Source organism: Arthrobacter sp. PTI12, assembly GCF_056679915.1.
The window spans coordinates 2,605,317-2,619,825 of sequence record NZ_CM155256.1 but is presented as its reverse complement, the minus strand read 5'-3'; the positions used below and the strand labels follow the sequence as shown (position 1 = coordinate 2,619,825).

Genomic DNA, 14,509 nt, shown 5'->3' with positions numbered 1-14,509 from the left:
GATCTTTTCGTTGTGAACTATACCGTCTTGCGGCGGCGCTTCCTCACGACGACGATGGCGGCCACTACGACTGCCAACAGTATTAGGGCCGTCAGAGTCGCGATCCCCGCCGCTAGCGTAGTTGGAATGAAGAGTGCCGCAAGGGAGAGAACGATCAGCACCACCGTTGTGATCAGGAACGGACGCAACCGCAGCCCCTCAGCTCCGGCGCGACGGGCCAACAGGAGATAGACGAGGCCCAGCACCGCGAACACTCCTGCCTTTGCTGCGGCCAGGATTACGAGGTTCTGGGATTGGATCGGCAGGATCACGACCAGCGCTGCCGCCGCCGCAATACCGAGCGTGATGTAGGCGAACGCGCCCGTTCGTCCAAGTGCGAACAGAGCTGCCATGCCGATGAGATATAACGCATAGCCGGTGGACACGAGGGGCAGAACCTTGGCTACCTGCACAAGCTCCGGCATGTCCCCGGCCAGCACCCAGATACCGACGTTGGCGCCGGCAATGCCCAGAAGCCCGAGCAGGAAGGCGGTTCCGGCAGCTTGCCGCGTCACAACACCAAGTTCCGAGGTGAAACCTAGGCCGTTGGAGGCCGCCATGATCCGTGGCGTCCACACGTTATTGAGGCCGGCCAGGACGGCGAAGGGACCGAGAGCGAAGGCGGCTGCGGCAATGTATCGCCCGGCCGCCACGTCTCCCTCCAGCAGTTTCAGGAGCAGGCCGTCACCCTGCATGATCAGGATCATCGCAAGGCTGTGCGGCACAAGCGGGAGCGAGATGCGTACGGCATCCCAGACAGGCCGGGCATAGCTCCGATGGATGGCCGGCTTCGCCAGCAGCAGCGCGACGACGGCGGTGACAGCCATCCCGAGCGTGAAGGAGATCAAGTAAGCGGTCGCGGAGCGTTGAATCAGGAGAACGCCAGCGAGCCCGAGGGTATGTGCTCCGAGGGAAGACCCTGCGCTCAGCAACACGAATCTCACAGCCTTCCTTTCAGCACGCAGATGCGCCTGGGCTGCCACGATCACACTCAACAGCCCGACCGCCGGAATAGTGATGAGGAAGGGGAGGTTTGATTCGAGGTCCCGCTGAGTGAGGAGTACCAGCGCCCAACTCACAGTGATAACCAGAGCTGCACCGATGCTGAACAGCGCGCTTGCAGCTATGATGGCGCGGGAGTGCCGCGGGCCATCGGGGGTTTTGAAGTATGCGCGGGTTACCGCGAGTGGCACACCCGCGGAAAGGATCACCAGACCAACCTGCAGCATGGCAGTGGCGACACCAACGCGCCCCCACTGGGCCGGATCCAGGCTCCTGATGACAACCGGCTGAACCAAGATCGGAGCCAACCCCTGTACCGCCGCTCCGATGAGGTAGAGCAGAGACAGGCGTCCGTTGGACGACGCTTGGGCAGGAGTTGCGCTCAAGGGTCAACCAGGATCCGTGGTTCGACGGCCCGCGAGCTTGCCGAGCGCGGAAGGCGGTCGGGTAAATGCTCCAGGGGATGGCGCAGGAAGTGTAACGGAGAGAGCTTGACCTCGTTGATGACGGGTCCCACGGCCCGACTTTTCATCCCTAGGACGGCCTGGGCCTTTTCAAGTGGGGCACCGAGCCAGTAGTCGAAGAACGGGCGCGGCGACGGAGTCTGCCAGCCCAGAATCTGCCGAAGACCGACGGGGGACCGCATAAACTCCCTACCCAGTTCCTTGTCCGCGATGAGCCGCAGTTCCGATGCGCTGACATTTTCATAGAACTCCGGCCACAGTTTCCTCAGGTAGTCCTCCGAAGAGGTCTCGCTGATGCCTGCAATCTGGAAGTGAGGACCGTATATCGATACCTCGATTCCCACCGACGCGCCGTACACAAGCGCAGTGGCAAGGCGGTTCGAGACCACCTTGCGTGAGGACAGCAGGAGCCAGAGGACACGTGCGAGGAACTCAGGGTCTCGCCGATCACCAGCCGAGGTGATTCTATGGCCGGCGCTACCCCAGGCGTCCAAGAGTTCGGGTCGCTGAAGATCGTCAATGTGCATGCAGACGGTTGAGGGGCCTTCACGTTCATAAATCTCCCGCGCGTAAGCGTGCTGGTCGCCCTCAACCGCCACCAGACGAGTGCCGTGAAATGGGAAGACAACAGTGTCGATTGTCTGTGCAGGCTTGGTGCCGGCTGAATTGACCATGTCGAGGAGGTACAGGAAGGGCGATCCGATGGCAGTTGTAGGAAAGCCCGTAGCGTGGCATGACTCCGGTTCGGTCCAGCCCCTCGACGAGTGGGTCCAGGTGAGAAGGTTCCCCTTTGGAGCTGAGGCCGCCAAGTCCGCGAAGTGGGTGGAGACCGGGGAGACAGGCGTCCATCCGTGCTGGATCAGCCCCGCCACGTGACGCGGCCGCGGGAGGCCGCAGTGCGCCGCGTACACGGCAGAGTGTCCGTAGAAGTGGTTCTGGATGTCCATTGGTTCGCGTCTTCCGTACGGGATCATCAACTGGATGGTCACAACATGGGTGTGCGGCTTTGCTGTAGCAAAGCCGCACACTGACCACAATAGTTCATGCGGAATGGCGCTGAAGTGCGCCCTAGCCGACGCCAAGAATGGTCGACTGGAAGCGTCCTGAACCGTTGCCGTTATACAGCCAGAGTGTTCCGTCGAAACCTCTTGCGATGATGTCAGGCGTCCCCGAGCCGGAGAAGCTGCCGACGCTCGAGAAGCTGGAAAAGCCATTCCAACTATTGCCGATGAGCAGCCGGGGCAGGAAGCCGGCCGCGCCGTTTCCGGGGTAAAGCCAAAGGGTGCCGTCTTCTTCGCGCGCCAGGAGGTCCGCCTTTCCGTCGCCACTGAAGTCATCGCCGCTGGTTATAAAGTCGAAGGCATTCCAACCGTGACCGATAATCCGCGATGCCCGAAAACCCCCAGTGCCATTGCCCGGATATACGTGAAGGGTGCCGTTGGTGCTCCGAGCAGCGAGGTCTGGTTCGCCGTCGCCTGTGAAATCCCCTGGAGCGACGATGGAGCTGAAGATCCCCCAGCCGTGGCCGATCGCCCGGCGCCTCTCAAAGTGTCCGTATCCATCGGTGCCGTACAGCCAGAGCGTCCCGTCGTGGGCCCGAGCCATAAGGTCGGGTGTGCCGTCTCCGTTGAAGTCTCCGACGCTGCCGATCCAGTTGAACTGGTTCCAGCCGGCGCCGACCTGGCGACGTGGCTCAAACCCGCCACTACCGTTTCCGGGATAGAGAAGGAGATCTCCGGACTTGGTTACGGCGAGGAGATCCATGGGGCCGTCGCCGTCGAAGTCGCTGCCTTCCCACACCTGCTGGAAATGCTGCCAGCCATGCCCGACGGCGAGACGCGGCGCAACCGACCCTGTACCGGTGCCGGGGTAGACGAGGAGACGGCTTCCTGAACGCACCATGATGTCGTCATTACTGCCGGCCGCGAAGTTCTGTCCTCCGATGACCTGACTGAATGCATTCCAGCCGGTGCCGACCACGTGACGGGGGAGGAATCTTCCCCTGCCGTCAGCCGGGTAGTGATAGAGGGTGCCGCCAGTTGAGCGAGCCATCAGTCCAGAGCGGGAACCGCCGCTGAAATCCCCGGCGGCGGTTAGTTCGTTGAAGATGTTCCATCCGCTGCCGATCTGGCGACGGGCTTGGAAACCACCGGACCCGTTTCCGGGATATAGCCACAAAGCGCCGTTGAAAGTGGCGGCGACGATGTCGTTCCGGCCGTCTCCAGAGAAATCATTCACTGCGGTGATGTTTGCGAAGATTCCCCAACCGGAACCCACTTGGCGGCGTGGAAGGAAGGAACCCGTGCCGTCGCCCGGGTAAAGCCACAGACGGCCGTCGCCCATCCGAGCGATAATGTCTGCTCGCCGGTCGCCATTGAAATCGGCGGTACCGAGGACGCTGCTGAAGATATCCCAACCTGCGCCAATCTTTCGTGGAGCAGCGATCTGGTTGCCCGGCAGCCCCACCCGAATCACCAGATCGCCGGTCGGCTCCCTGGATATGAGGTCGTCACGTCCATCCCCGTTGAAATCACCGGCAGACAGGTCGATGGGCGCCGTGAACCGGTCCGGGCTGGTCGAATTTTGCGCGAAGGCTTTCAACGAGGTCAGGGAACCGTTCCAGTGATTCCAGTCCCCGACGACGGGCCCGTTTTCGGTGTACTGCCACATGCTGTAGTTACTCCACCCGGCTGGGAGGGCCGGTCGGGTGGTTTCCCAATGTGCGACGTGCAGAGCATGGTCAGAAAAGGCGGTTGAACTGCCGGTGCAGAAGTTCCACCACCCAGCGTTGGTGTAGATCATCGGCTTTCTGCCGGTGAGAGCGATCATGCGGTTCGAAAAATCGCGAACCCAGTTCACCAGTTGACTTGCCGACATTCCGTAACACGGGTCGCCTTCACCTGAAGGAAGGACTTCAGAATCGTATGGATTGTCTTCAATATCCAGCAGGGGTGCGAGAGTACGTCCATCAGCCGACCAGCCCCCGCCTCTCGCGACAAAGTACTCCGCTTGGGCGGCACCCGAAGTTCGGCTCGGAATCGCAAAGTGATAGGCGCCGCGCAGCATGCCCTGTTTGGCCGAACCCGCGTATTGGTGCCCGAACGTTTCGCTAAGGAAGTAGTTACCTTCAGTCGCTTTGACGTAGGCGAAACGGGCTCCATTCGCCCACGCGGCTCCCCAGTCCACTTCGCCTTGCCAGTCAGAAACGTCTACGCCGAGAACGCCGGACGAAGGACGCCAACTGCTCGACTGGGGGATGGTCAGCGCGTCCGCAGTTGCCGCGGCGCCCCGTTCGCCGAGAAGATCCCGACTCTCGAATTCGCTCTCGGAGGGGATTTGCGGATTGCCGGTTTCGGAGATTCTCGATAGTCCCTGCCCCATTCGTGCGCTTCCCAGACCCAAGTCGGTTGGAGACGTTCCTCCTTCGGGTGCGCTTTCGTCCGGCGACGGCGACGGCGAAGGCGCCGGTTCCTCGACGGTATCCGTCGGCTCGGTAGCGGCAACCGACGTTTCGGCGGGAGCACTCGGCGTCGTCGTCGTCGTCGTTTCAGTTCCGACCGCTGGCGTCATCCCGGCGAGGAGGCCAAGAGTGACCAGCGAGGAGAGTGCGAATGTTTTCGAGGCGCGGGAAGCTATCAAGGGAAATCTCCAGATATTGCAAGCCCCGGCAGGGGCCGGGCGTTTCCCAGGAAAGGGTACCTGCGTGTTACTTATGTGACCAGAGGGACAGATGTGACGACTTGAAGCATGGTTGTCCACAGGTCGCTTCATCGGGCTAGGTAAGTTGTTTCGCCGTGGCCTAGGCTTTGAGGCAGGGAAACAAACCTTTGATCGTGCATTACCAGTCTGACAGTCTCCGGCGTGCGCCTCCCTCCTGCATGCCGAATCCTTGGGGAAAACTATGGATGCAGTGCGCATTGTTGAGGATGAGGTAAGAGAACTCATCCGTCGTCGTGGTCTTGATCCGTCCTTGCAGGGTCCGGAGGTGCGGCGGCTTGTCGAAGCGGCAGTCAATGACTACGACGAACGGTCGCTCGTCGGTCCGCTGCCTCCGCTTGGGCATCTGGAGCAGGCCAGGCGCCATGTTTTCGACGCTGTGGCAGGCTACGGCGCGTTACAGCCGCTGCTCGACGATCCAACCATTGAAGAAATCTGGATCAACTCTCCCTCGGAAATTTACGTCGCGCGCGCAGGAGAATCTGAACTCACCTCGCTGACTCTCACCGAGCAGCAGGTCCGCGACGTCGTCGAGAAGATGCTCAAATCGTCCGGTCGCAGGCTGGACCTCTCTTCGCCGTTCGTCGATGCGTCCCTGCCGGACGGATCCAGGCTGCACGTCGTGATACCGGACGTCACCCGACGCCACTGGGCAGTCAACATCCGAAAGTTCATCTCTCGTGCGACGCGCCTTGAGCATCTGGTCGAACTGGGGTCACTGACGCCGCAGGCCGCCAAGTTCCTCAACGCCGCTGTGGCCAGCGGACTGAATATACTCGTTTCCGGCGCAACGCAGGCCGGCAAGACCACACTGCTCAATTGCCTTGGAGCAAGTATCGGCTCGCGCGAGCGGGTCGTGACTGTCGAGGAAATCTTCGAGCTTCAGTTTCCCTTGCGTGACGTCGTGGGGTTGCAGTGCCGGCAGCCCAACCTTGAGGGCCATGGCGAGATACCGCTTCGACGCCTCGTTAAGGAGGCACTCCGCATGCGTCCCGATCGGCTCATCGTCGGTGAAGTTCGGGAAGCTGAAAGTCTCGATATGCTCATCGCTCTGAATTCGGGCTTGCCTGGAATGTGCAGCGTGCATGCCAACAGTGCCCATGATGCAGTGACCAAAATTTGTACGCTGCCTCTGTTGGCGGGCGCAAACATCTCCCGCGCTTTCGTGGTGCCGACGGTTGCCTCCTGCATCGATTTAGTGGTGCATTGCGTTCGCGAGCGATCCGGGCAACGGCGGGTGGCGGAGATCGTTGCACTGGGGCGCCGCGTCGAGAACGGTGTGATTGAGACCTCGACCTTGTTCAAACGAGCGGATGGTGAGCTGCATGCCACCGCTTCGAGCATGCCTGCCGAGGAGAAGTTCGCGGCCGCCGGCTACACCGTCGCCTCGCTCCTGAGCCCATCGTGACCGTTGCAGTCGGTGTGGCACTGGGAGCCGGACTGTTCCTGATATGGTGGTCGACCTGGGCGGTTCCACCGCGGCCTGCAAAGGCCCGGCGTGGTGCCGGCAAGGTGGAGGAACTGCTTCTGCGAGCCGGCGTCGAACGGGTATCAGCGAGCGGTCTGCTGGCAGCCAGCGGGATTGCCGCCCTCTTCGTGTTCCTCTTTGTCTTCGTCTTTACGGGTACGCCGGCCATAGCGGCCTGCTTCGCGATCTTCGGTGGGTTGTCGCCGCTCATGCTGGTTCGTTGGTGCGCGCGGAAGCGCACAGCTTCACTGCGGGAGCTGTGGCCGGATGTCGTGGACCATCTTCGTTCCGCTATCCGTGCGGGCCTGTCCCTGCCGGAAGCGCTGATGCAGTTGGGCGTAAAGGGGCCGGAGGAACTCCGGTCGGCTTTCCGCGAGTTTGCGGGCGATTATCGATCCGGCGGGCAATTCGATCAATCCCTCGATCGCCTGAAGGACCGGCTGGCCGATCCTGTGGCCGACCGCATCGTTGAGGCATTGCGCCTCACCCGCGAGGTCGGCGGCACCGATCTGGGCAGGCTGCTGGGCACCCTCGCGGAATTCCTGCGTGACAGCGCAAGAACCCGAAGCGAGCTTGAGGCGCGCCAATCCTGGACCGTCAACGCTGCCCGGCTAGCCGTGGCAGCACCATGGATCGTGTTGGCCCTACTCTCGACCCGGCCTGAAGCCGTCGCGGCGTACAACACAGCGGGTGGCGCGGTAGTGCTCATCGGAGGACTGCTGGTCTCAGCGTTCTGCTACTGGATTATGCTGCGGATCGGCGCCTTGCCTGATGACGAGCGGGTGCTGAGCTGATGGAGTTTGCACTGGCGGCACTCGTGGGCGCATGCCTGGGATCCGGGCTCTGGCTGATATTCGTTCGACTGCCAATCATGCGTCAGCCGCGGTTCGTTGAGCGCATCGCTCCCCAACTGAAGTCTGTAGACGTGAGCTCAAGACTTCTGCATGCCCAAACGGTTACCCCCTTTGGACCGCTGGAACGAATCATCCGGCCAGTGGCGCGGGACGCCGTCACCTGGCTCAACAGGTTCAGCCCGGCGTCGTCCGTTCTCGCGAGAAGGCTGGAGCAGGCGGGCCGCTCACAATCCGTCCTCGACTTTCGTGCCGAGCAAATCATCTGGGGGAGCATCGGGCTTGCCGCGTCGACAACAATCCTTCTCACTTTGGCGGCCTCCGGCAGTTTCAACGTAATGCTCGCGATCCTCATCGTGTTCGGCAGTGCCGCCGGCGGCTATCTCCTGCGCGATTACCTGCTCGGCGCACAGATAAGGAAGCGGGAAAGCCGCATCCTCGCAGAATTCCCAAGCCTCGCAGAGTTGATGGCCCTCGCCGTCAGCGCGGGCGAGAGCGCTACCGGCGCACTGGAACGTATCTGCAGGACAGGCCACGGTGAGCTGACCAAAGAATTCGCACGCGTTCTTGCCGAAACCTGAGCCGGAACGCCCTTGATGCAGTCCCTTCAGAACTTCTCCAACCGCACCCAACTGGCGCCGCTCGTACGGTTCGTTGACGGCATCAGCGTAGCTGTTGAGAGGGGAACACCGCTCGCCGATGTACTCCGCGCCCAGGCGCAGGACGTGAGGGACCTCTCAAAGCGGGAACTCATGGAATCTGCCGGACGCAAGGAGATCGCCATGATGGTGCCCCTCGTATTTGGCGTCTTGCCGCTCACCGTTCTGTTTGCCGTCTACCCAGGTATTGCCCTGATCAACCTTGGACTCTAATCACCTCAAAGAAAGGAACCAGCATGCGTAACCGCCTCATCGCACGCTTTCTGTTCACGACGACCCTCCTCCGAATCCGTGGGCACCTCACGCACACTGCGGACCACCCCGAGCGCGGTGACGTGCCTGGGTGGGTGATGATCACGCTGATGTCAGCCGTCCTGGTGGCCGCACTTCTGGCTATTGCATCGCCGGCGCTGGAGGGACTGTTCAACGAGGCGATCAACCGCGTCAGTCCATAACGCGGTGACTCTCCTCTCCTCGCGCATGGACAACCGGCACCGGCACCCGAATGAACGGGGCGCCGCAACGGTCGACTTCGCTCTCATCGGCGGCCTGCTGACGATCATCTTCATTGCGATCGTTCAACTCACGCTCGTACTTCATGTGCGAAACACGCTGATCGACGCGGCCTCTTCCGGTGCTCGCTACGGCACTCTCGCCGATCGCTCACCAGCGGATGCAGCAGCGCGCACAAGTTCACTCATCGCCGATGCGATCAACAGCGCCTACGCACAGGACGTGTCGGTGAGCCGGGTCAATCGGGGCGGCTCTGCCGTCCTTCAGGTAACGGTTCGGGCTCCGATTCCCGTGATCGGGCTGATTGGTCCGTCCGGAACCATGGAGATCAGCGGACATGCCGCGCTCCCTTCCTGAACGGGTCTGCGCAGCTTGGCAAGACAACGACGACGACGGCAGCGCAGTTCTCGAATTCACCTTCCTTGGTCTGCTCTTGCTGGTGCCCGTTGTCTACCTCGTGCTGACTGTGGGCTCAGTGCAGGGGGCGTCATTCGCCGTCGTTGGCGCTGCCGACCAGGCAGCCAAGGTTTTCGTTGACTCGGATAGCCCAGAGGAGGCTTATGCCCGCGCTGAACAGGCTGTGGAGTTCACCATCAACGATTTCGGATTCGCACCCGAAGACGCAGCGGTGACGATTACCTGCGCAGGCACCTGCCTGGAGCCCGGGTCGAGCGTCACCGTCGCCGTCGATCTGAGGGTTCCGCTGCCGCTGATCCCCACGATGCCCGGCCTCAACACGTCAGCAGCCACGGTCGATTCAAGCGCAACCCGGCTCGTGGAGCGTTTCGGATGATGCCCCCGGACCGAAACGTGGATAAGGATGATGACGAACAGGGGCAAATCACTGTTCTGATTATCGGGTACATTTTGCTTTCGCTCCTGGTGGTTGCGGTTGTCACCGCGGTTTCCGCCGTCTACATCGAGCACAAGAAGCTGCTATCGGTAGCGGACGGAGCGGCATTGAGCGCAGCCGATACCTTCTCGGTCGCCTCCATAGATTCAGGCGGCGGGGAACCAGTACCGGAACTTGAGAGCGACTCGGTCTCGCGGGCAGCGGCCGCCTACCTCGAGCGGTCGGGCGCGCCGGCGCGGTTCAATAACCTGAACCTGGACCCTGCGACAGGAGCACCGGATTCGCAAACCGCTCGGGTGGTTCTGACCGCCGTCGTTCATCCGCCGATCGTGAACTTTCTGGTTCCAGCCGGCATCCCTATTGCCGCGACGGCTGATGCGCGAGCGGACCTGACCCGTTAACTCCGACCGCAGGACCATGACGTAGTCTTGAAACACCATGGCAGCTATTGATTTTTCCGCGGAGATCCGCGCCCTTCGTGCAAAATACGACTCCATCGTGGCAGTGACGGACGTCGAGGCGATCCGGACGGAAATCGCCGAACTCAGCGAGCAGGCCGGCGAACCCAACCTGTGGGATGATCCTGCCGCCGCACAGCAAATAACCTCCAGGCTGTCCCACAAGCAGACCGAACTCGACCGCTTGGCCAAGCTGACCGCGCGCATTGATGACCTCGAAGTCCTCGTCGAACTGGCGCAGGATGAGGACGACGAAGAGTCCCGCGTCGAAGCCGTGAAGGAGCTAACGTCCCTGAGCAAGGCGCTGGATGACCTCGAAGTCGTCACACTTCTCGCGGGGGAGTGGGACGAACGCGAAGCCGTCGTCACCATCCGCTCGGGCGCCGGAGGAGTGGATGCCGCAGATTTTGCGGAAATGCTCCTGCGCCTGTATCTCCGCTGGGCGGAACGCCGCGGTTACCCGACTCAGGTGCTCGACACGTCCTACGCCGAAGAAGCGGGCCTCAAGTCAGCTACCTTCGAGGTCAAGGCCCCGTACGCGTTCGGCACCCTGTCCGTCGAAGCAGGTACCCACCGCCTGGTGCGTATCAGCCCCTTCGACAATCAGGGCCGGCGCCAGACCTCCTTTGCGGCGGTCGAGGTGATTCCGCTGATCGAGCAGACTGACTCCATTGACATTCCTGACAACGAAATCCGCGTTGACGTCTTCCGGTCATCCGGCCCCGGCGGCCAATCGGTCAACACCACAGACTCGGCAGTTCGGCTGACGCACATTCCCACGGGCACCGTCGTCTCCATGCAGAACGAGAAGTCGCAGATCCAGAACCGCGCGGCGGCACTGAGGGTTCTTCAGTCCCGGCTTCTCCTGCTCAAGAAGGAGCAGGAAGATGCAGAGAAGAAGGCGCATGCCGGTGACGTCAAGGCGTCCTGGGGAGACCAGATGCGTTCTTACGTGCTGAATCCATACCAGATGGTGAAGGACCTGCGCACCGAGCATGAGGTGGGCAATACGTCCGCAGTGTTCGACGGCGAGATCGATGACTTCATCGACGCGGGAATTCGCTGGCGCGCCAACAACCGCAACAGCGGAGAGTGAGCCGGCGGCGCTGTTCGGCACGATGCCGCCCGTTATGGATCCGCGACACACCGTGATGGTGCCTGCCGCAGCGCGGAACTGCTGCCTATAGTCGAGAAGGCCGGTCTCCCTTTCCCCACCCATGCCCATGTACCGGCAGTGTTATGTGGGCGCAGAGTAGTCATGATCAGATTCGAGCAAGTTACCAAGGTCTACGACCAGAAATCGAAGCCGGCACTGGACAGTGTCAGCCTTGATGTCGACCGTGACGAGTTCGTTTTTCTGGTTGGCGCATCCGGCTCCGGTAAGTCGACGTTCATCCGCCTGGTGCTCAAAGAAGACAGGGCAACACGCGGCGCTGTGTATGTGGCCGGGCAGAACGTCGCCAATATCCCGAGCTGGCGCGTTCCGCGGCTGAGACGCGGTATCGGCGTCGTCTTTCAGGATTTCCGGCTGCTGCCCAACAAATCCGTCTTCGCCAACGTAGCTTTTGCAATGCAGGTCATCGGAAAGAGCCGGGCCGTGATCCGCGAAACCGTCCCGGAAGTGCTGAAGACGGTGGGCCTCGAAGGCAAGAACAACCGCATGCCGCATGAACTTTCCGGCGGCGAGCAGCAGCGTGTGGCCATTGCCCGCGCGATCGTGAACAAGCCCGGAATCCTGCTTGCCGACGAGCCCACCGGGAACCTGGACCCGACCACCTCCATGGGCATCATGAAGGTGCTCGACAAGATCAACCAGAACGGCACCACAGTGGTGATGGCAACCCACGACGACGACATCGTGAACACCATGCGCAAGCGCGTGGTTGAGCTTCGGGACGGCTCCGTGGTCCGCGACGATGCGCAGGGCATCTACATCGGAGAAACGACGACGACGGCGGCTGCCGGATGAGGTTCGCATTCGTACTTGGGGAGATCGCTTCAGGGATGCGACGAAACCTCGTGATGGTGGTTTCGGTGGTGCTGGTCACTTTCATCTCGCTCACCTTTGTGGGCGCGGCCGGGCTGCTGCAGCTGCAGATCAATCAGATGAAGGGGTACTGGTATGACCGCGTGCAGGTGGCCGTGTTTCTCTGCGTTGAGAACTCCACCTCGGAGAGCTGCGCATCGGGCCCCGTCACTGATGAGCAGCGCAGCGCCATCGAGGCGAAGCTGAACTCGTCCGAACTGAGCAGTTATGTGGACACGGTGGAGTACGAGTCGCAGGATCAGGCACTGGTCCACTTCCGTGAACAGCTTGCAAACTCGCCGATCGTGGAGGCCGTGACGGCCGATCAGCTTCCGGAGTCCTTCCGCGTTGGTCTCGTCGACCCGGAAAAGTACGAGGTCATCAGCGAGGCTTTCTCCTCTGAACCAGGGGTGGATATCGTTAGTGACCAACGCGAGTATCTCGAGGAGATCTTCGGCTACATCAATATCGCCTCGCTCGTCGCCTTGGGTATTGCCGTAGTGATGAGCGTTGGTGCCATCCTGCTGGTTGCAACCACAATTCGTCTCTCGGCGTTCAGCCGAAGACGGGAGACGGGCATCATGCGTCTGGTCGGCGCAAGTAAGGCGATCATCCAGCTCCCCTTCGTTCTTGAGGGAGTCATCGCCGCCATTCTGGGAGCTGCCATCGCTTCGGGGACGCTCTGGGCTGTTTTGCGCTACGGCGGGGAATGGCTGTCCCGGGAGTATCCGCAGATGGGCTTCATCTCCACCCAGGAGCTTCTGCTCGTGGTTCCTGCACTGTTCCTCCTGGGTGCATTGCTGGCAGGCGCTTCATCGCTCCTAACCCTCAGACGCTACTTGAAGGTTTAGGGTAGGTTCTTGTGAGAAATGAGACTGTATGCGCAGCGTGAACTTATGTTCGCTTCGTTGGATTCCCCGCCCACCGGCGTTCAAGACGCTGACTGCTCTGTCGCTGGCCGCCGTGGCCGGTCTGACGTTGACGTTGAGCGGTCCCGTCCACGCTGATCAGCTCGAGGACCGCAAGTCCGCCCTCGAGGAGCAGATCGCTGAAGTTCAGCAGTCGATCGAGTACCTCGACGAGGACATCACTGAAACCATCGCCCAGCTGAAGGTGTACCAGGGTCAGCTCCCGGGTGCGCAGCAGTCGCTTGCGGATGCGCAGGGTCGCGTTGAAGCTGCAACGAGCGAGGTCAACGCCCTCGCGCAGCGGGTGCAGCTGGCGCAGGAAACCAAGAACAAGCTCACCGAACAGCTGAAGCAGGACGAAGCCGAGATGGCTGAAACCCGGAAGGTGATTGGCCAGATCGCGACGCAGGCGTACAAGAGCGGGGGAGTGCCGACTGGCCTCTCGCTGATGCTTGGGAGCAACGGTTCTGATGGCTTCGCATCCATGGAGCTCGTGGAGCAGGCACTCCGTAACCAGAATTCCGCCCTCGAGCGCATGGCGCAGCAAAACGCCACCAACGTGAACTCGCAGGCGCGGCTGGTCGCGGTTGAAGAGGAGATCGTTGACCTGAAGGCGAAGGCCGAGGCTGCACTCGCGGCGGAACAGGTTGCCAGGGATGAAGCCGCTGCCGAGAAGGCAAAGGTCGACAAACTCATCTCCGACACGTCAACGCTGTCCGAGAAGCTGCAGAAGCAGAAGCCGGTGATCGAGGCAAAGCTCGCCGAAGTCGAAGAGGCGCACCAGCAGGTCGTGGTCGACATAGCGGAACGCCAACGCAGGCTGATCGAAGAAGCCCGCAAGCGGGAAGAGGCCAGGCTCAAGGCCGAGGCCGAGGAGCGGGCACGAATCGAGAATGAGCGACGCGCAGCGGCGGCAGCGGAGGCCAACCGCCGCGCGGCAGCAGAGGCAGCGGAGGCAAACAGGCGTGCAGCGGAAGCAGCGGCAGCCGCCAATCGCCCGAAACCGCCTCCCGTCGTCGTACCTGCCCCGATAGTCCCGAAGCCGGTTGCGCCCGTAATCGTTCCGCCGCCGGCGTCCAGCCCGTCGGCTTTCGGGCTGCGCTCTCCCGTGAGCGGCCCGATCACCTCCGGCTACGGATGGCGTCCAACTCCGTTGGGCACCATCGATTTCAATGGCTCCGGCGGCTACACCCACACCGGAATTGACTACGGGGTGAACTGCGGAACCCCGCTGTATGCCCCGGCGGCCGGCGAAGTCTGGTACGCGGATTCCAACGCCCTTCCGGGTGCCGGCAACCGGATTGTGCTCAACCACGGCGTGGTCGGAGGCAACGCGCTGGCTACCAACTTCTACCACTTGGCGAGCTACCTCGTGGGCCCGGGACAGCGTGTGAGCGCCGGACAGCTGATCGGTTACACGGGTACCACCGGCAACTCGAACGGCTGCCATTTGCACTTCGAGACCGTGCTCAACGGCAGTCTGGTTGACCCGATGGGCCTGCTCTAGCACTTGGATACGGCGAACGGACCTGCGCTGTGGACGCGCACAGC

Annotated in this window: 13 protein-coding genes and 1 pseudogene; 11 read left to right on the top strand and 3 right to left on the bottom strand. The window is 61.8% G+C overall.

Annotation, left to right across the window (positions count from 1 at the left end; genetic code table 11):
• Positions 1-17: 17 nt before the first annotated feature.
• From AC1MBU_RS12540 to AC1MBU_RS12530, 3 genes are all read right to left on the bottom strand, one after another.
• On the bottom strand, positions 18-1,427 hold the full coding sequence (locus AC1MBU_RS12540) for a lipopolysaccharide biosynthesis protein (protein WP_479787339.1): 1,410 nt from the start codon (positions 1,425-1,427) through the stop codon (positions 18-20).
• Positions 1,424-2,452 carry a hypothetical protein gene (locus AC1MBU_RS12535; protein WP_479787338.1) on the bottom strand — a complete coding sequence of 343 codons (1,029 nt, stop codon included), beginning with the start codon at positions 2,450-2,452 and terminating at the stop codon, positions 1,424-1,426. Before AC1MBU_RS12535 ends, AC1MBU_RS12540 begins: the two co-directional genes overlap by 4 nt.
• Positions 2,453-2,573: 121 nt before the next feature.
• A complete protein-coding gene (locus AC1MBU_RS12530; protein WP_479787337.1) occupies positions 2,574-5,144 on the bottom strand; it encodes a GH25 family lysozyme in 2,571 nt (856 codons plus the stop codon).
• A gap of 262 nt (positions 5,145-5,406) precedes the next feature.
• Between AC1MBU_RS12530 and AC1MBU_RS12525 the strand changes: the two genes are divergently transcribed.
• The 11 genes and pseudogenes from AC1MBU_RS12525 to AC1MBU_RS12475 all read left to right on the top strand — a co-directional run bounded on the left by AC1MBU_RS12525 (position 5,407) and on the right by AC1MBU_RS12475 (position 14,465).
• A complete protein-coding gene (locus AC1MBU_RS12525; protein ID WP_479787336.1) occupies positions 5,407-6,630 on the top strand; it encodes a TadA family conjugal transfer-associated ATPase in 1,224 nt (407 codons plus the stop codon).
• Complete coding sequence (locus tag AC1MBU_RS12520; protein ID WP_479787335.1) at positions 6,627-7,484, top strand: type II secretion system F family protein; 858 nt, start codon at positions 6,627-6,629, stop codon at positions 7,482-7,484. The genes AC1MBU_RS12525 and AC1MBU_RS12520 overlap by 4 nt, the downstream gene beginning before the upstream one ends.
• Positions 7,484-8,413, top strand: a pseudogene (locus AC1MBU_RS12515) (type II secretion system F family protein). The gene AC1MBU_RS12520 and the pseudogene AC1MBU_RS12515 overlap by 1 nt, the downstream one beginning before the upstream one ends.
• Before the next feature lie 23 nt (positions 8,414-8,436).
• A complete protein-coding gene (locus tag AC1MBU_RS12510; RefSeq protein WP_277357913.1) occupies positions 8,437-8,655 on the top strand; it encodes a hypothetical protein in 219 nt (72 codons plus the stop codon).
• Positions 8,656-8,680: 25 nt separating this feature from the next.
• A complete protein-coding gene (locus AC1MBU_RS12505; RefSeq protein WP_056547943.1) occupies positions 8,681-9,070 on the top strand; it encodes a TadE/TadG family type IV pilus assembly protein in 390 nt (129 codons plus the stop codon).
• On the top strand, positions 9,051-9,506 hold the full coding sequence (locus tag AC1MBU_RS12500) for a hypothetical protein (protein ID WP_479787334.1): 456 nt from the start codon (positions 9,051-9,053) through the stop codon (positions 9,504-9,506). The genes AC1MBU_RS12505 and AC1MBU_RS12500 overlap by 20 nt, the downstream gene beginning before the upstream one ends.
• On the top strand, positions 9,503-9,967 hold the full coding sequence (locus tag AC1MBU_RS12495) for a pilus assembly protein TadG-related protein (protein ID WP_479787333.1): 465 nt from the start codon (positions 9,503-9,505) through the stop codon (positions 9,965-9,967). Before AC1MBU_RS12500 ends, AC1MBU_RS12495 begins: the two co-directional genes overlap by 4 nt.
• Positions 9,968-10,004: 37 nt before the next feature.
• The gene (gene prfB, locus AC1MBU_RS12490) at positions 10,005-11,120 is read left to right on the top strand and encodes a peptide chain release factor 2 (RefSeq protein WP_277357910.1); all 1,116 of its coding nucleotides are present in this window, start codon (positions 10,005-10,007) and stop codon (positions 11,118-11,120) included.
• A gap of 162 nt (positions 11,121-11,282) precedes the next feature.
• On the top strand, positions 11,283-11,993 hold the full coding sequence (gene ftsE, locus AC1MBU_RS12485; RefSeq protein WP_277357909.1) for a cell division ATP-binding protein FtsE: 711 nt from the start codon (positions 11,283-11,285) through the stop codon (positions 11,991-11,993).
• On the top strand, positions 11,990-12,901 hold the full coding sequence (ftsX, locus tag AC1MBU_RS12480; RefSeq protein ID WP_479787330.1) for a permease-like cell division protein FtsX: 912 nt from the start codon (positions 11,990-11,992) through the stop codon (positions 12,899-12,901). The genes ftsE and ftsX overlap by 4 nt, the downstream gene beginning before the upstream one ends.
• A 28-nt stretch (positions 12,902-12,929) precedes the next feature.
• Positions 12,930-14,465: a M23 family metallopeptidase gene (locus AC1MBU_RS12475; protein ID WP_277357907.1), complete on the top strand. Its 1,536-nt coding sequence runs from the start codon at positions 12,930-12,932 to the stop codon at positions 14,463-14,465.
• Positions 14,466-14,509 lie beyond the last annotated feature (44 nt).